The sequence below is a fragment of the uncultured Aquitalea sp. genome, assembly GCF_945957525.1.
GTDB lineage: Bacteria > Pseudomonadota > Gammaproteobacteria > Burkholderiales > Chromobacteriaceae > Aquitalea.
Genome location: NZ_CAMFLA010000005.1, coordinates 26,055 through 41,830, shown reverse-complemented (window position 1 = coordinate 41,830; position 15,776 = coordinate 26,055). Strand labels below are relative to the sequence as shown.

Sequence of the window (15,776 nt, the reverse complement as noted above, 5' to 3'; positions counted from 1 at the left end):
GCGGCTGGATACAGTCATACCCAATACAGAAGCGGCACAAGCCGCTCTGGAGAAACCGGCCAGCCGCCGCACAACCGCCCCCGCCGGAGAAGGAGACAACTCCCCTCCGGCAAGAGCGGGAAACTGCGGCAAACCATCAAGGAGGAAGCATGTTCGACTCAGGCAAGCAATACCCCGATACCTGGTACGCCGCCACCAGCCGCGACCGGCAGACAGAACGCGCGCCGCTGCCCGGCGACCGCGACGTGGATGTGCTGGTGGTGGGTGCAGGCTTCAGCGGCCTCTACACCGCGCACAATCTGGCCGACAAGGGCCAATCGGTAGCGGTGATCGAAGCCAGCCGCGTGGGCTGGGCCGCCAGCGGTCGTTGCGGCGGCCAGATTATTCTCGGACTGTCCTGCGACATGGGGCCGATCGAGGCCGCGCTGGGCCGGGACGGCGCACGGGAAGTGTGGGACCTGCTGCGCTGGGCCGGCGGCGAAATCCGCCACAAGATCCAGCGCCACGCCATTGATTGCGAGCTGGCTGACGGTTTTTTGTGGACCTCCATTCTCTGGCAACGCATCAAGCTTTTGTGCGACTGGCAGGAAGAAGCCGCGCGCCACTACGGTTATGACAAGCTGCAGTTCCTCACCCGCCGCGAACTGCCCGACCATGTCGGCTCCGAGCGCTACGTGGCCGGCCTGATCGACCCGGAAGGCGGCCACCTGCACCCGCTCAAATACATTCTGGGCCTGGCTGCCGCGCTGGAAGCCAAGGGCGTGCCCATCTACGAAAACACCCGCGCCCTGTCCTATCGCGACCACGGCGACGGCTGCACGGTAGAGACCGAACACGGCGTGATCCGTTGCCGCAAGCTGGTGCTGGCGGCCAACGCCTATATCGACAAGCTCGATCCCACACTGCACCGTCGCGTCATGCCGGTGGGCACCTACATGATTGCCACCGAACCACTGCCGGTCTCGCTGGCCCGCCAGCTGCTGCCCAGCAATATGGCGGTATGCGACAACCAGTTCGTCCTCGACTACTTCCGCCTCACCGCCGACAACACCCTGCTGTTTGGCGGCAAATGCACCTACTCCGGCCGCACGCCGGCCAACCTCACCGAAAGCATGCGCGCCGACATGCTGCGTGTGTTTCCTCAACTGAAAGGAACGCGCATCAGTCACACCTGGGGCGGGCATATCGACATCACCGTCAACCGCACGCCGGATCTCGGTCAGCGCGGCAACGTGTATTGGGCGCAGGGGTTTTCCGGCCACGGCGTGGTGCCCACCTGCGCCGCCGGCAAGGTGCTGGCCGACGCCATCCTAGGCGAGGACCACTTGCTGCGACAATTCATGCGCCTCTCCAACCCGGCCTTTCCCGGCGGCGACTTGCTGCGCGTGCCGTTGCAAGCCGGCGGCATGTTCTATTACCGCCTGCGCGATTACGCCATTCCCGGCATCAGCTTTTGAGGAGCCTTGCCATGACCACCCACCCCATCGCCACGCTCCCCGCTTATCAGCGCCTTAAAGCGGCCGCCAAGGCCGCGCTGGCCGACAGCGACTACAACGGCCCGCTGTGGATCATCGACCCGGCCATCGCCGTGGCGCAGTATCAGGCCCTGCGCGCCGCCCTGCCGCGCGCCCGCGTGCATTACGCCGTCAAGGCCAATCCGCACCCGGCCATCCTGCGCGCGCTGCTGCGGCAAGGCAGTGATTTTGAAATCGCCTCGGAACAAGAGCTGGACCAGCTGCTGGCGCTGGGCGTGGACCCGGCGCGCATTCTCTATTCCAACCCCATCAAGGCCCGGCGCGCCATCCGCTATGCCTATGCGCGCGGCGTGCGCTGGTTTGCCAGCGACAGCGTGGAGGAAACGGTGAAGTTGGCCGAAGAGGCCCCGGATGCAGCGCAATACTTGCGGCTGGAGGTGGACAACGCCAGCAGCGACTATCCGCTGGGCGTCAAATTCGGCTTGGCTCGCGCCGCGCTGCCCGATGTTTTCGCCGCCGCCCGCCAGCACAAGGTGGATCTGGCCGGCGTGCATCTGCATGTGGGCAGCCAGTGCCGGGACGCGCAAGCGTGGAACCGGGCAGTGGACGAAGTGTGGCCGGTAATGACCCTGTTGGCCGAAGCCGGCTTCCGCCCGCGCCTGCTCAATCTGGGCGGCGGTTTTCCCATCACCTACGACAAAACCGCGCCGGACATCGCCCACATCGGCACGGCGCTGTCGCCCAGGCTGGCCTCGCTGCCCGAAACCTGCGAGGTGGTGGTGGAGCCCGGCCGTTATATGAGCGGACCGGCCGGCTTGTTCATCTGCGAAGTCATCAATGTGCAGCGCAAGCACGGCAAGCGCTGGGTGTACGCCGACGCCGGCATGTTCTCCGGCCTCTACGAACTGATGGACGGCTTTTTCTACCCGCTGGAACTCAACGGCGAAACACCCGGGCTGCCGGATGCCGCCATCCTGGCCGGCCCCACCTGCGACAGCTGCGATGTACTGTGCGAAGCCATGCCGCTGCCGCGCCATCTGCGCGAAGGCGACAAGCTGTGGTTCTATCACACCGGGGTCTACACCCAGAATCTGGTAACCGGTTTCAACGGCATGCCGGCACCGCGCGTGGTGGTATGCGAAGACAACTAGCGTTGCGCCACAATGCGGCGGAACCTCAGGCCCCGCCGTGCCTTATCCGGCGTCGCGCTGCAGCAACTCGCGCAGCGCCGCCGGCAATCTGGCCTGCCAGCGGCAACGAATCGCCTCCTCATGCCGCTGCCAGACAATGCCCAGCCAGACAATGCCGAGGCCAATCACCGTCAGGGCAAAGGGAAAGCCCAGGCTGTCGCGGAATACCGTCCACGCCAGGTGACCCAGATACCCTGCCACGCCCAGCGCGCCAAACACCGCAAACACTCGCCGCGACAACAAAGTACCCACCGCAATCAGCGCCAGGTTGATGCAGCAATAAAGCAATTTGTTGAGTTCGCTATCGGAAGACTGAAAGCTCAAACCGCCCCAGAACGCCGCCACACCAAACAGATAAAGCCAGAAAGCATAGTCGGGCGAACGACGGCTGCGCACATCCACCCAAAACGCCAGCAGCGTCATCGCCAGCCCGAAATACAGCGACACCAGCCGCGACAATTCCCAGCTCATGCCCTCCTCGCCGGCCAGCCACGGCGCCAGATCCATGCTCATGTACCACAGCGTCACCGCCACCGGCAGCATGATGAAAGGCAGGCGGTAACGCCACAAAGCCACGGCAGCGGCGACCAGCGTGGCCAATTCCATCAGCATCCAGCGCCAGTCGATAAAAACGTGGTAATCGCGATAGCTCATGCCCTCGGCCCACAAGCCCAGCGCCTGCTGCAGGCCGTACACCGCCAGCGGCGTCAGCGCCACGGCGAAAGTGATGAGGATGCCGGCCGGAATCGCCAGCCGTTTGCCGAACAGCAAGCGCTCCCCCAGCCACAAGCCCGCGCCGGCATAGAACAAAGCCAGGAAGAACAGCCCCCAACCGCCAAAACGCTCCCACCCCAGATTCATGAACAGCGTCATGGCCCCGATGGCCAGCAGGCCGCCAAAGTAATACAGCACATGGCTAGCGCGGAAAGTCGGTGTGTGCTGGCTGTCTTCGGCCAACATCGCCCACAGCGCCTCCGCCTGTGCGCCGCTGATCAGGCCGCGACTCACCGCCTGTTGTAGCTGCTGTTGACGGATTTGCATGCGCACTCCTTGGACAAGCTGTCGGGATAGAAAAGCCAGCCGGCAAGACCGGCTCAGACAGCTCCCGACCTTACTCTCGGCCGGACAGCGCGACAAGACGGCGCAACGGCGGACGAAAGCCCTGCGAGAAAGAAGACGATCAGCAAATGAGACGGCGATTCGTTACCCGGAAGGCGAAACAAGGCACAACCAGATCACAAACACAAAAGGAACAGCAGGCCGCTCAGCGACCGCCGGATACGTCCAGCACACTGCCGGTACAGAAGGAAGCCGCATCGGACAGCAGCCAGACGATGGCTGCCGCTACTTCGTCGGCGCGGCCGCCGCGCTGCATGGGCACGCTGGCCGACAGGCGCGCTACCCGGCCCGGTTCGCCGCTGAGGGCGTGAATTTCGGTGTCGATCAGGCCCGGACGCACGGCGTTGACGCGCACGCCTTCGGCCGCCACCTCGCGCGCCAAGCCCAGGGTCAGGCTGTCGATCGCGCCCTTGCAGGCGGCATAGTCTACGTATTCGCCGGCGGACCCAAGACGGGAGGCGGCGGATGAGACATTGACGATCACCCCGCCCTGCCCGCCATGCAGGGTGGACAGGCGGCGCACCGCCTCGCGGCAACACAGCATGGGGCCCAACACATTGAGCGAGAGCATGTGCTGCAAGCGTTCGGCGTCGAAGCTGTCAAAGCGCCCCATCGGAGCGGTGGCGCCGGCGTTGTTGACCAAGCCGTGCAGTTGGCCGAAGGCCGCAGCCACGGCCTGAAACAGGCGGACGATCTCTGCCTCTTGCGACACATCGGCCTGAAACAGCGCCGCCCGACCGCCATCGGCCAAGATGCGTTCGCGCACTGCCTCGGCGGCGGCGCGATCCTGCCGATAGTTGAGGGCGACGGTCCAGCCATCCCTGGCCGCCAGCAGCGCCGTGGCGGCGCCGATGCCGCGCGAAGCGCCGGTGATCAGCAGCACCCTGCTCATGTTTGTCCTTCGCGCAGGAATTTCTGATGCCAGGCCACGCGGGCGGCGCGAGCCTTGTCGAAACTGTCGGCGAGGCCGGCTTCGTTGCTGTCGCGCACCTGTTGGGTGATGGTGTCCAGTTGCTGGCGGAAGCGCTCCAGCTCTACCAGCAACGCCTCGCGGTTGGCCAGGCTGATATCGCGCCACATCTCCGGGTGACCGCCGGCAATGCGGGTGAAATCGCGAAAACCGGTGGCGGCAAAATCGAAACACCGCTGGGCGTCGTCCTTGCCGGCCACCATGCCCACATAGGCAAAAGCCAGCAGGTGCGGCAGGTGGCTGACCGTGGCGAACACGGCGTCGTGCTCGGCGGGGCTCATGCGGTGGATGACCGCGCCGCATGCGCGCCACAAGGCGGCAATGCCTTCGCAGGCGTCTTCTTCGGTTTCCGGCAGCGGGGTCAGCACTACCTTGCGTTTTTCGTAGAGGCCGTACTGGGCGGCGGCGGCGCCCGAGAGTTCGGAGCCGGCGATGGGGTGCGCCGGCACACAACGGGGAAGATGATCGGGCAGAAACTGGCGAAACAGCGCGGCGACATCGCTCTTGGTGCTGCCGGCATCGGTGACGATGGCGTGAGCCGGCAGTTTGCCGGCCATGGACTGCATCAGCCGCCCCATCTGGCCAACCGGCGAGGCCAGCAGGACAACGTCGGCGCGAGGGGCGACAGCGGCCAGGTCCTGGCTGATTTCATCCACCACGCCCAGTTCCAGCGCGCGCAACAGGTTGTCGCGGGTGCGGCCCACGCCGATGACATGGCCCACCAGCCCCGCCCGCTTCAAGGACAAGGCGAACGAACCGCCGATCAGCCCCACACCCACCACCACCAGAGTGGCAATTCCCTGCTGCACCACGCTCCCCTTTCCCTATGGCTGCGCTATTCCACGCCGTTTCGGCAAACGTCTATCATAAGCGATTTTGACGCTGCGCAACGCGCTTTGGCCGGAAAGGAAAACATGGCTTGCCATCTTTATGTTTATTACCGCTCGCAGGCCGACGGGGCTGCGCTGAAGGCGGCATTTGCGGCGCAACAGGCGCAGCTGGCGATCTGGGACGTACAAGCGGTCTTGCAGCGCCGTCGCGACGATCCGCATACCTGGATGGAAATCTACCGCGATGTGCCGACAGACAGCGGGTTTGCCGAAGCGCTGCGCGAGGCGGCCGGGTCGATGATGCCGCTACTGGAAGGGGAGCGGCACGAGGAGTGGTTTGTCGATACCGACTGAGTGCGGCTGCTTGCGTTTGCTGGCCGGACGCGCCACTAGGCCCGGAGCCCATTTATACCTACCGAGCCCAGTGAGTGAAAAGCTTCCAAATAGGTAAAATCATCAGCCCGCGCGACTTTACCCGTAGGCCTCAACACCTGTCGGCTTGGGCCTACCCCTTATCGCAGCGAAATCATCTGCCACAGGCCAATACCTCCCCAGATGAACGGGTAGAGACTGAGCGGCACCCAAATAAACGTATGTGGTACAGACCGCTTCGCTTTCAGAAAGCGGCCAATGCGCTCGGCAGTGGTCTCGACTTTGCCAAAGCTAGCCGATGAGGGGGCGCTCTTCGATTGGCCGCTTTGCAGCTCTCTCATACGCAGCTCAGGAAACCGGTTAATCAGCAATTACAAAATAAACGCGGAGCCCAGCAACGAGTCACTTGAGATGCGCTCGTCAGACAATCGTCTATGAAACACAAATTCATTGATGGCACACCCCACTGACGCTATCGCGACGGGAAGCGCCAGGGCCAAATAGCCCTTTCCGGTCCGGTGAATCAAAGCATCTCCTCACATCGAGACTTCATGCTCATATGCGCCCCATAAGCAAATGGGGGTGCCCCCTGCCGCAACCAGTCGTAACGGCTGCCAAGCCGGTTCAGTCCTACTTGAGCATAATCGCCAGCCGCCACTCGTCCTGCAGGTGACGGCACAGGGGATGCGGCGCAGCGCGCCATTCACTCCCGAGCGCCGCTACCGGCCAGATGCCAATCAGGCTGTTGCAAAGCATCAGCCCGTCCGCCGCCAGCAGTCGCTGCGGGGTGATATCCGCCTCGGCCGCAGGCACGCCCAAACGCGCCGCCGTATCCAGCAACCAGGCGCGCGCCATGCCGCTGACGCCGTTCTGATCCAGCCGGGGCGTCAGCAGCGACTCGCCCTCGATCAAAAACAGATTGCTCATGGTGCCTTCAATCACCAGGCCGCGCGTATCCCGCATCAGGCCTTCGCGGATGGCTTCGTCGCGCCACTCAGAGCGCGCCAGCACGTTTTCCAGCCGATTGAGATGCTTGATGCCCGCCAGCGCCGGCTGGCAGCCCAGCAGGGTGTCGCACCAGCGCACGCGCACACCCTCTTCGGCCAAGGCTGACGGATAACCCGCCCAAGGCGCAGCGCTGACGATGCGCGTCGGCAATGCTGCTTCCGGAATGGCGTAACCGCGCGCGCCCACGCCGCGCGTCAGCACAATCTTGGCCACCGCGCGCGGCAGCGCGCCGGCCTCCCGCGCCAGCTCGTCCAGCAGTTGCGCCTCGTCCGGCGCCGGCAAACGCAAGCGCGCCGCGTCTTCGGCCAACCTTGCCCACTGGTAAGACCACAGCAAGGGTTCGCCGAAGCGGCACTCCAGCGTGCGGTACACGCCATCGCCGTAAGCCAGCCCGCGATCCTGCGCGGCAATATGCTCGCCCGACTGTCCGTTGATCAGCATGACAACTCCTTCATGAAGCACACCGCCTCGGCGCGGCCGGCATAGCGGCCGAAATTGGCGGTCAGCCGATAGCCGTGCCGGCGATAAAAACGCACGGCTCGCTGATTGACGCGGCGCGTTTCCAGGTACAGGCAGCGATAGCCCATGCGCGCCGCCTCTGTTTCCAGTTGCGACAGCAGGGCCGATCCCAGCCCGGCCTGTCCGGGTGCGGCATACATGCGCTTGAGTTCCGCCATGCGGCCAGCCAGAGGGCGAATCGCGCCGCAACCCGCGGGTGCGCCGTTGGCATCGCGCGCCAGCAAGAACAATGCGCCTTCGCCGCGCATGTCCTCCGCCCGGAACGAGGCCTCGCCCCCGCTGCCGGTGATGGCGCGCAAAGCGGCGCTCAAATCGGTCAGCAGGGCTTGCGCCTCAGGCGCGGTCGGATCACAGGGGGCCATCGTCCACATGGCGGAGCTATTGCTGCACGCCCAGCGCGCGCAACAGGCCGCGCGCCTTGTGGCGGGTTTCCTGCAATTCGCGTTCCGGGTCGGAATCCGCCACGATGCCGCCACCGGCGCGGAAGCGCAGCTTGTCGCCTTCTTGCATGAAGGTGCGAATCAGGATGTTGAGGTCCATGCTGCCGTCGCGGTTGATGTAACCCAGACTGCCGGTATATGCGCGGCGGGCGCTGTTTTCCAGCTCGCGGATGATCTGCATGGTGCGCACCTTGGGGCAGCCGGTAATGGTGCCGCCGGGAAACAGTGCGCGAATGACGTCGGCCGGGCCAACCCCGTCCCGCAGGCGGCCGCGGATGTTGGATTCGATGTGATGGACAAAGGCGTAGCTTTCCACCGCCATCAGCTCATCCACTTCCACGCTGCCGGGCTGGCTGATGCGGCCCAGATCGTTGCGCTCCAGATCGATCAGCATCACATGCTCGGCGCGTTCCTTGACGCTGCTGATCAGCCGCTCTTTGAGCGCGGCGTCTTCCGCCGGGTCGGGTGAGCGCGGGTGGGTGCCGGCGATGGGACGGGTGTCGGCCACACCGTCGCGCACCCGCACCAGCCGTTCCGGCGAAGAGCTGACAATCTGCGCCTCGCCCAAATCGGCCAGCGCGGAAAACGGCGCCGGATTGGCGCGCCGCAGCGCGGCAAAGAGGTCGGTAGCGCGCAGGCCTTCGGCCAAGGTTGCGCGCCAACCACGCGAAATGTTCACCTGGAACACATCGCCTTCATAGATGTAGTTTTTCAGCCGCAGCACGGCGTCGGTATACCAGTGCGGCGGGTCTTCCTCCAGTGCGGCAATGGCGACCGGTTGTGCGCTGAAGGCCTCGGCGCGGTGAGTTTTGCGCAACAGCTCCTCACCGTCGGCTTCGGTTTCCGCCACCACCCAGGCCTGTTGCTCGCGCCGATCTATCAGCACCGCCGCCGGCACGCGAGAGAGGGCCGCCAGCGGAAAACTGTCGGGCAAAGCGGCAGGGACGGTGGTTTCGAAATGCGACAGCAAATCGTAAGCAAGATATACAAACCAGCCACCAATGAATGGCACATCTGCGCGCCTCGCCGCCGGCTGCAGCGGCAAGGCGCGCAGTGCGTCCAGAAAGGCTTCGCCCTCGCCTTCGCGGTAGACGGTGCGTTCGCTCTGGGCAAACAGCATGTCCCAGCCCTGGTCGCCCGAGGACATCAGGAGATAAGGCAGCGCTTCACGGTGGGCGGCGTGCAGCGCCAGCAGGTCGGGCAGGTAGTCGAGTCGGGTGGTGAACATGGCAGTAGGCGCAGCGGCAAGACAAAAGAAAACCGCCGCGAGTGTATCGCAGCGGTTCGTGGTGTCAATGACTTCAGGCGACCGCCTGTGGTCATCAAACGCGCTTGAAGACCAGCGTGCCGTTGGTGCCGCCAAATCCGAAGGAGTTGGAGATGGCGATGTCGATCTTCATGTCGCGCGCGGTGTTGGCCACGTAGTCCAGATCGCAACCGCTTTCCACATCCTGCTCGTGCAGGTTGATGGTGGGCGGAGATACCTGGTTGTACACGGCCAGGATGGAGTAGATGGCCTCCACGCCGCCCGCGCCGCCCAGCAAGTGGCCGGTCATCGACTTGGTCGAGTTCACAGCTACCTTTTTGGCGTGATCGCCCAGGGCGATTTTCAGCGCGTTGGTTTCGTTGGCGTCGCCCAGCGGGGTGGATGTGCCGTGCGCGTTCACATACTGCACCTGGTCGGCGTTGATGCCGGCATCGCGCAGCGCGTTGATGACGCCGCGAGCCGGACCTTCCGCGTTGGGCGCAGTGATGTGGTGCGCGTCGGAGCTCATACCAAAGCCGATCAGCTCCGCATAGATGCGCGCGCCGCGCTTCACGGCGTGCTCATACTCTTCCAGCACCAGCACGCCGGCGCCCTCGCCCATCACGAAGCCGTCGCGGCCCTTGTCCCACGGACGGGAGGCGGTAGCCGGATCGTCGTTGCGGGTGGACAGCGCCTTCATGGCGGCGAAACCGCCAATGCCCAGACGGGAGATCGCACCTTCCGCACCGCCCGCCACCATCACGTCGGCATCGCCATACTGGATGATGCGCGCGGCGTCGCCGATGCAGTGCGCGCCGGTGGTGCAGGCGGACACGATGCCGTACGACGGGCCTTGATATCCCTTGATGATGGATACATGACCGGCGATCAGGTTGATCAGCGAACCCGGAATGAAGAACGGGCCAATCTTGCGCGGACCGCCGTTGATCAGATCAACGCCGGTATCCTCGATCAGCGGCAGGCCGCCGATACCGGAACCGATATTCACGCCGACGCGGGTCTTGTCCAGACCCGGCATGTCATCCAGACCGGAATCGGTCACGGCCTGCAAGGCTGCGGCGATGCCGTAATGGATGAACACGTCGCTGCGACGCGCTTCTTTGGGCGAAATGTACTGGCTGATGTCGAAGTCTTTGACTTCGCCTGCAATCTGGCAGGCCAGGTCGCTGGCGTCGAATCGGGTAATTTTGCCGATGCCGCTCTTGCCGGCCAGCAAATTGGCCCAGCCGGTGGCGACATCATTGCCGACGGGAGCCACGTGGCCCAGGCCGGTTACTACAACTCTGCGTTTGGACACGAAGAATCTCCGTGAGAGGTGGGAGGGCAGTCTCCCGATGATTCCACGACTTGCGTTGGAGTTTGATGACAACTCAAACGCCCGTTTGGAATCCTCTTAACAAAAGAACCTCTGCCGGCGAGCCATGGCTGCACCACGCAGAGGTCCTGTGAACCTGAATGAATTACTTGTTCAGGTGAGCGCTGACGTAGTTCACGGCTTGCTGAACGGTAGTGATCTTTTCAGCTTCTTCGTCCGGGATTTCGCACTCGAACTCTTCTTCCAGAGCCATAACCAGCTCAACGGTGTCGAGGGAGTCAGCGCCCAGATCGTCAACGAAGGAAGATTCCAGTTTCACTTCGGCTTCGTTCACGCCCAGTTGTTCGGCAACGATCTTTTTAACGCGCGCTTCGATATTTTCCATTTGTTTTAACCCTTGACCTTTCTGATTCGGGATAACAAAACCCGACTATTCTACAAAAAAAAATTAGAGTAGCCCACCTAAATCTCGTCTTTATACACGAGAAGGGGCTTAAGAGCGTGTTCACGATCTTGCAAGCCAGGGCGATACAAGGCAAAAACGGCTGAGGAAGCGGAGTTTACACAGCACAAATAAACATTCCGAAGTCGTTTTCAACGCCGCATCGCCAACGCGCAGCAGATCGAGAACTGGCTTTAAGGCATCAACATCCCGCCGTTTACATGCAAGGTTTGACCGGTAATGTAGGCAGCGCGATCAGACGACAGGAAGGCCACGGCGTCGGCGATATCGCCGGCATCGCCCAGACGGCCCAGGGCGATCTGACCCACCAGCATCTCGCGTTGCGCTTCAGGCAGCGCGCGGGTCATGTCGGTATCGATAAAGCCCGGCGCCACGCAGTTGACGGTGATATTGCGGCTGCCCACTTCACGCGCCATGGACTTGGTGAAGCCCATGATGCCCGCCTTGGCGGCGGCGTAGTTGGCCTGACCGGCATTGCCCATCGCGCCCACCACGGAAGCGATGTTGACGATGCGGCCCCAGCGGGCCTTCATCATGCCGCGCATCACGGCCTTGGACGCCTTGAACACCGACTTGAGGTTGGTGTCCATGATGGCGTCCCAGTCGTCGTCCTTCATGCGCATCAGCAGACCGTCGCGGGTGATGCCGGCATTGTTCACCAGAATGGTGACCGCGCCGAATTCTTTCTCGATGGCGTCCACCAGCGCTTCGATCGCGCCGTCTTCGGTCACGTTCAGCACGCGGCCAGCGCCGCCCTTGGCGGACAGGCGCTCGTGAATGGCGGCCGCGCCGGATTCCGAAGTGGCGGTGCCGATCACCAGCGCGCCGTCGGCGGCCAGCGCGTCGGCGATGGCTGCGCCGATGCCGCGCGATGCGCCGGTCACCAGAGCCACTTTGCCTTGCAGACTCATATGTCTCACTCCTTGTAATGGGCCGGTCAAGCCGGCCGGTCGACCCGGCGCCGCCGGGTCGGCATAGATCAGTTCAGCTCTTCGCGAGCGGCCTGCAGGGCAGCCTCATCGGTCAGCGCGAGGCATTTGACGTTGCCGTCAATGCGCTTGGCCAGACCAGCCAGCACTTTGCCGGGGCCGCATTCGGCCATGGACACAATGCCGTCGCCGGCCAGCTTCTGAATGGTTTCCGTCCAGCGCACCGGGCTGTACAGCTGGCGCACCAGCGCGTCGCGAATAGCGTCTGCGCTGGCGTGGCTCACCACGTCGGCATTGTGCAACACCGGGATGGCCGGCAGGTTGATGTGCACCGACTGCAGCGCTTCGGCCAACTTGTCGGCGGCCGGCTTCATCAGAGAACAGTGCGACGGCACCGATACCGGCAGCGCCAACGCGCGTTTGGCGCCGCGCGCCTTGCAGGCTTCCATGGCGCGCTCGACGGCGGCCTTGTTGCCGGCAATGACAACCTGACCTGGGGAGTTGAAATTGACCGCCTCCACCACCTCGCCCTGCGCAGCTTCGGCGCAGGCGGCGCGGACATCGTCGTCCGCCAGGTTGAGAATGGCGGCCATTGCGCCCACACCGGCAGGCACGGCGCTCTGCATCGCTTCAGCGCGCAGGCGCACCAGCTTCACGGCTTCGGCAAACGGCAAGGCGCCGGCAGCCACCAGTGCGGTGTACTCACCCAGGCTGTGACCGGCCACGACGGCCGGCTGCACGCCGTTCAGCTCCTGCCAGGCCAAATAAGTGGCCACGCCGGCGGACAGCATGATGGGCTGGGTATTGACGGTGGCATTGATCTCGTCGGCGCTGTCGGCCTGCAGCATGGCCCACAGGTCCACGCCCAGCACGGCGGAAGCTTCATCGAAGGTATGCTTTACCACCGGCAGGTTGGCAAAGCCATCCATCATCTTCAGGCTTTGCGAGCCCTGACCGGGAAAGAGAAAGGCAAACGCCATAGACAGTCTCCGTGACAACAACGGAATGATAATCGGCGGGCCGCTGCAAGCGCCCCGCCGGGTGTGATCAGTAGCGCAACAGCACTGCGCCCCAGGCGAAACCACCGCCTATGCCTTCCAGCAGCACGGTCTGGCCGCGCCGGATGCGGCCATCGCGCACCGCGGCGTCCAGCGCCAGCGGGATGGAAGCGGCGGAGGTATTGCCTTGCTGCGGCAGGGTAACGATGACGCGCTCCATCGGCAAGCCCAGATGCTTGGCGGTGGATTCAATGATGCGCAAATTGGCCTGGTGCGGCACCAGCCAGTCCACATCGTCCTGCGGCACGCCGGCTTCGGCCAACGTTTTGCCGGCGATGTCGGACAGCGCCTTGACGGCGAACTTGAATACCGCCGGACCATCCATGTGCAGATAAGGCATGCCCTGAATCTTGCCGCCGGAAATCTGCGCAGGAGTATTCAGAATGTCCTTGTAGCGGCCATCGGCGGCCAGCTTGGCGTGCAGGATGCCAGGCTCGTCGGACTCGCCCAGCACCACGGCGCCGGCGCCATCGCCAAACAGCACGCAAGTGCGGCGATCTTCCCAGTCCAGCACGCGCGACATGATTTCCGCCCCCACGACCAAAGCCTTTTTGGCCATGCCGGTGCGGATGTAGTTGTGAGCGGTGGTCAGCGCAAACATGAAACCGGCGCACACCGCCTGCACGTCAAAGGCGGGACAGCCGGGAATGCCCAGTTTTTCCTGCAGCAGGCATGCCGTGCTGGGGAATACCATGTCGGGGGTAGTGGTGGCGACGATGATCAGGTCGATCTCGCCCTTGTCGATCCCGGCGTTGCTGATGGCGGCCTGAGCCGCTTTCAGCGCGAGGTCGCTGGTGGTTTCCTCATCGGAGGCGATGTGGCGGGCATGGATGCCAGTGCGCGAAACAATCCATTCGTCACTGGTTTCCACGCGCTCGGCCAGCATCGCATTCGTGAGCACATTGGCGGGCAGATAGCTGCCCGTGCCGAGAATGCGGGAGTGGGCCATGTATTATCAGTTAGCTTCCGACTCTGGCTGCCGCAGATTATTGATTTGTTCGGCAACCCGGTCGGTAATGTGACCAATCACGTTGGCGCCGACTTCCTCGCAAGCCTGCTCCAGCGCGTAACGGAACCCGACGGCATCGGTCCCACCATGACTCTTCACCACGATGCCGCGCAAACCCAGCAGACTGGCGCCGTTGTAGCGTCTCGGATCCACTCGCGCGCGGAAGTGCTTGAGAACGGGCATGGCGGCCAACGCGCACAGGCGCGTCCACCAGTTCCGGGTGAACTCTTGCCGCAGGAACACGGCAATCATGTGCGCCAGCCCCTCAGCTGATTTGAGCGCCACGTTGCCGGTAAAACCGTCGCAGACTACCACATCTACCGTGCCTTTGTAGACGTCGTTGCCTTCAACGTTGCCGTGGAAATTGAGGTCGGAATGACGCAGGAGCTCGCCGGCGCGCTTGACGCTTTCGTTGCCCTTGATGTCTTCCGAACCGATATTGAGCAAGCCGACGCGCGGATTGGCCTGACCGGTGACGGAAGCCACCAGCTCGGAGCCCATGATGCCGAACTGCACCAGCTGCTCCGGAGAACAGTCCACATTGGCGCCAAGATCAAGCATGCAGGTGCTGCCGGTTACCGACGGCATCATCTTGGCGATGGCCGGGCGCTCGATGCCGGGAATCATTTTAAGGACGAAGCGCGCAGTCGCCATCAACGCGCCGGTATTGCCGGCGGAAACGGCGGCCTGGGCTTCGCCAGCCTTGACCAGATCGATCGCCACCCGCATTGACGAGTCTTTCTTGTTTTTCAGGGCGAGCTGCGGCGACTCGTCCATGCCCACCACTTGCGTGGCGTGATGGATGCGAATGCGCGCGGACAGGCCTTCCTGATGGCTGGCAAGTTCTGCTTCGATAGCAGCCTTGTCGCCGACAAGAATCAGACTGGTTTGGGGATGGTCTTTAAGGAATTGGATCGACGCCGGGACGGTGACCTTGAGGCCAACGTCACCGCCCATTGCGTCAACCGCGACGGTGATAGTCATCAACGTGTACGGTAGTGAACCTACCTGTAGTTATAGAGGTAGTGTCTTGAGGAGGGAGGAGCGAAAAATTACTCGCCCTTGGCCTTTACGACCTTGCGACCACGGTAGAAGCCGTTCGGGCTGATGTGGTGACGCAGATGGGTTTCACCGGTGGTCGGCTCTTTGGCCAGGGACGGTGCGGTCAGAAAATCGTGGGCACGGTGCATGCCGCGCTTGGACGGGGACTTTTTGTTCTGTTGAACAGCCATGGTCGACTCCTAAGGAAAATCGCGTGTATCGGTTACTCGGGCCTGGATTTCTTCAGCGTCGCCAGCACCGCGAAAGGGTTAGGCTTGTCAGCCTTGGCGCGCGTCAGAGCTTCCGAGCCGCATTCGTCGTGTTTCGGCGAAAGCGGCAAGCCCATGATGATTTCGTCTTCGATCAGCGCCGAAACGTCCAGTTCGGGTTCGGCGAGAATGGCATCCAGTTCCTCGTCCTGCTCACAGGCGTCCTCCAGCTTTTCCTGCTGGGTGAACAAGGTGACGACCGAATCGGTCTCCACTTTGAACGGCATGGGCTCCAGACAACGCTGACAGCTTACCGTCACCTGAGCGCTCAGCTTCAGGCGAAGACTGAGACGGGACAGAGGGTCGCGGAATCCTTCGAGGTGGTATTCCACCTCGCCGGCGGTTCCGGACAGGTCTTCGTGCACACGCTCGTCGAGCTCGCTGACGGGCAATTTGCCGGACAGCGAACGGCCCTCCCGGGCGAACTTGAGCGGATCGATCAAAATCGGGTTAGACATAAACCTCGCATGATATAATCGCGGCCCCTGACTTGTCAAAACAA

17 protein-coding genes are annotated in these 15,776 nt (G+C 63.2%); 3 read left to right on the top strand and 14 right to left on the bottom strand.

Features of this window, described 5'->3' with window-relative positions; all coding sequences use genetic code 11:
* The first annotated feature begins 149 nt into the window (after positions 1 to 149).
* Complete coding sequence (locus Q0P52_RS06185) at positions 150 to 1,457, top strand: FAD-binding oxidoreductase (protein WP_293760266.1); 1,308 nt, start codon at positions 150 to 152, stop codon at positions 1,455 to 1,457.
* Positions 1,458 to 1,468: 11 nt separating this feature from the next.
* Positions 1,469 to 2,626, top strand: coding sequence for a type III PLP-dependent enzyme (locus tag Q0P52_RS06180; protein ID WP_293760268.1), 1,158 nt, complete (start codon positions 1,469 to 1,471; stop codon positions 2,624 to 2,626).
* A 42-nt stretch (positions 2,627 to 2,668) separates the two neighbouring features.
* On the opposite strand, the gene Q0P52_RS06175 is transcribed toward Q0P52_RS06180, so the two are convergent.
* From Q0P52_RS06175 to Q0P52_RS06165, 3 genes are all read right to left on the bottom strand, one after another.
* Positions 2,669 to 3,706 (bottom strand): DUF2157 domain-containing protein, encoded by a 1,038-nt coding sequence (locus Q0P52_RS06175; RefSeq protein ID WP_293760270.1) that lies wholly within the window; start codon positions 3,704 to 3,706, stop codon positions 2,669 to 2,671.
* Positions 3,707 to 3,929: 223 nt separating this feature from the next.
* Positions 3,930 to 4,676, bottom strand: coding sequence for an SDR family oxidoreductase (locus Q0P52_RS06170; protein ID WP_293760272.1), 747 nt, complete (start codon positions 4,674 to 4,676; stop codon positions 3,930 to 3,932).
* The gene (locus Q0P52_RS06165) at positions 4,673 to 5,566 is read right to left on the bottom strand and encodes a prephenate dehydrogenase/arogenate dehydrogenase family protein (RefSeq protein ID WP_293760275.1); all 894 of its coding nucleotides are present in this window, start codon (positions 5,564 to 5,566) and stop codon (positions 4,673 to 4,675) included. Before Q0P52_RS06165 ends, Q0P52_RS06170 begins: the two co-directional genes overlap by 4 nt.
* Before the next feature lie 102 nt (positions 5,567 to 5,668).
* Here Q0P52_RS06165 and Q0P52_RS06160 point away from each other — a divergent pair, with 102 nt between their 5' ends.
* A complete protein-coding gene (locus tag Q0P52_RS06160) occupies positions 5,669 to 5,938 on the top strand; it encodes a DUF4936 family protein (protein ID WP_293760276.1) in 270 nt (89 codons plus the stop codon).
* 648 nt (positions 5,939 to 6,586) lie between these two features.
* Here Q0P52_RS06160 and pabC read toward each other — a convergent pair.
* The 11 genes from pabC to Q0P52_RS06105 all read right to left on the bottom strand — a co-directional run bounded on the left by pabC (position 6,587) and on the right by Q0P52_RS06105 (position 15,732).
* On the bottom strand, positions 6,587 to 7,405 hold the full coding sequence (gene pabC, locus Q0P52_RS06155; RefSeq protein ID WP_293760279.1) for an aminodeoxychorismate lyase: 819 nt from the start codon (positions 7,403 to 7,405) through the stop codon (positions 6,587 to 6,589).
* Positions 7,399 to 7,854 carry a GNAT family N-acetyltransferase gene (locus Q0P52_RS06150; RefSeq protein WP_293760282.1) on the bottom strand — a complete coding sequence of 152 codons (456 nt, stop codon included), beginning with the start codon at positions 7,852 to 7,854 and terminating at the stop codon, positions 7,399 to 7,401. The genes pabC and Q0P52_RS06150 overlap by 7 nt, the downstream gene beginning before the upstream one ends.
* Positions 7,855 to 7,861: 7 nt before the next feature.
* The gene (locus Q0P52_RS06145; protein WP_293760285.1) at positions 7,862 to 9,151 is read right to left on the bottom strand and encodes an aminodeoxychorismate synthase component I; all 1,290 of its coding nucleotides are present in this window, start codon (positions 9,149 to 9,151) and stop codon (positions 7,862 to 7,864) included.
* 94 nt (positions 9,152 to 9,245) lie between these two features.
* Positions 9,246 to 10,487, bottom strand: a complete 1,242-nt coding sequence (gene fabF, locus Q0P52_RS06140) for a beta-ketoacyl-ACP synthase II (protein WP_293760287.1) — start codon at positions 10,485 to 10,487, stop codon at positions 9,246 to 9,248.
* 163 nt (positions 10,488 to 10,650) lie between these two features.
* Positions 10,651 to 10,890 carry an acyl carrier protein gene (gene acpP / locus Q0P52_RS06135; protein WP_293760289.1) on the bottom strand — a complete coding sequence of 80 codons (240 nt, stop codon included), beginning with the start codon at positions 10,888 to 10,890 and terminating at the stop codon, positions 10,651 to 10,653.
* A gap of 251 nt (positions 10,891 to 11,141) precedes the next feature.
* The gene (gene fabG, locus Q0P52_RS06130; protein ID WP_293760291.1) at positions 11,142 to 11,879 is read right to left on the bottom strand and encodes a 3-oxoacyl-ACP reductase FabG; all 738 of its coding nucleotides are present in this window, start codon (positions 11,877 to 11,879) and stop codon (positions 11,142 to 11,144) included.
* A gap of 68 nt (positions 11,880 to 11,947) precedes the next feature.
* Positions 11,948 to 12,877 (bottom strand): ACP S-malonyltransferase, encoded by a 930-nt coding sequence (gene fabD / locus Q0P52_RS06125; protein WP_293760293.1) that lies wholly within the window; start codon positions 12,875 to 12,877, stop codon positions 11,948 to 11,950.
* Between the two features lie 67 nt (positions 12,878 to 12,944).
* Complete coding sequence (locus Q0P52_RS06120) at positions 12,945 to 13,904, bottom strand: beta-ketoacyl-ACP synthase III (RefSeq protein ID WP_293760295.1); 960 nt, start codon at positions 13,902 to 13,904, stop codon at positions 12,945 to 12,947.
* Positions 13,905 to 13,910: 6 nt separating this feature from the next.
* Complete coding sequence (gene plsX, locus Q0P52_RS06115; protein WP_293760298.1) at positions 13,911 to 14,948, bottom strand: phosphate acyltransferase PlsX; 1,038 nt, start codon at positions 14,946 to 14,948, stop codon at positions 13,911 to 13,913.
* Positions 14,949 to 15,016: 68 nt separating this feature from the next.
* A complete protein-coding gene (gene rpmF, locus Q0P52_RS06110) occupies positions 15,017 to 15,196 on the bottom strand; it encodes a 50S ribosomal protein L32 (protein WP_293760301.1) in 180 nt (59 codons plus the stop codon).
* Positions 15,197 to 15,228: 32 nt separating this feature from the next.
* The gene (locus Q0P52_RS06105) at positions 15,229 to 15,732 is read right to left on the bottom strand and encodes a YceD family protein (RefSeq protein WP_293760303.1); all 504 of its coding nucleotides are present in this window, start codon (positions 15,730 to 15,732) and stop codon (positions 15,229 to 15,231) included.
* Between the last annotated feature and the right edge of the window lie 44 nt (positions 15,733 to 15,776).

Excerpts from the sequence above, each read along its gene's own strand:
- Q0P52_RS06185 (WP_293760266.1), top strand. The coding sequence starts at position 150 with ATGTTCGACTCAGGCAAGCAATACCCCGATACCTGGTACGCCGCCACC.
- fabG (WP_293760291.1), bottom strand. The coding sequence starts at position 11,879 with ATGAGTCTGCAAGGCAAAGTGGCTCTGGTGACCGGCGCATCGCGCGGC.
- Q0P52_RS06145 (WP_293760285.1), bottom strand. The coding sequence starts at position 9,151 with ATGTTCACCACCCGACTCGACTACCTGCCCGACCTGCTGGCGCTGCAC.
- Q0P52_RS06150 (WP_293760282.1), bottom strand. The coding sequence starts at position 7,854 with ATGTGGACGATGGCCCCCTGTGATCCGACCGCGCCTGAGGCGCAAGCC.
- Q0P52_RS06120 (WP_293760295.1), bottom strand. The coding sequence starts at position 13,904 with ATGGCCCACTCCCGCATTCTCGGCACGGGCAGCTATCTGCCCGCCAAT.
- pabC (WP_293760279.1), bottom strand. The coding sequence starts at position 7,405 with ATGCTGATCAACGGACAGTCGGGCGAGCATATTGCCGCGCAGGATCGC.
- Q0P52_RS06105 (WP_293760303.1), bottom strand. The coding sequence starts at position 15,732 with ATGTCTAACCCGATTTTGATCGATCCGCTCAAGTTCGCCCGGGAGGGC.
- Q0P52_RS06180 (WP_293760268.1), top strand. The coding sequence starts at position 1,469 with ATGACCACCCACCCCATCGCCACGCTCCCCGCTTATCAGCGCCTTAAA.
- Q0P52_RS06175 (WP_293760270.1), bottom strand. The coding sequence starts at position 3,706 with ATGCAAATCCGTCAACAGCAGCTACAACAGGCGGTGAGTCGCGGCCTG.
- Q0P52_RS06170 (WP_293760272.1), bottom strand. The coding sequence starts at position 4,676 with ATGAGCAGGGTGCTGCTGATCACCGGCGCTTCGCGCGGCATCGGCGCC.
- rpmF (WP_293760301.1), bottom strand. The coding sequence starts at position 15,196 with ATGGCTGTTCAACAGAACAAAAAGTCCCCGTCCAAGCGCGGCATGCAC.
- Q0P52_RS06160 (WP_293760276.1), top strand. The coding sequence starts at position 5,669 with ATGGCTTGCCATCTTTATGTTTATTACCGCTCGCAGGCCGACGGGGCT.
- fabD (WP_293760293.1), bottom strand. The coding sequence starts at position 12,877 with ATGGCGTTTGCCTTTCTCTTTCCCGGTCAGGGCTCGCAAAGCCTGAAG.
- plsX (WP_293760298.1), bottom strand. The coding sequence starts at position 14,948 with ATGACTATCACCGTCGCGGTTGACGCAATGGGCGGTGACGTTGGCCTC.
- acpP (WP_293760289.1), bottom strand. The coding sequence starts at position 10,890 with ATGGAAAATATCGAAGCGCGCGTTAAAAAGATCGTTGCCGAACAACTG.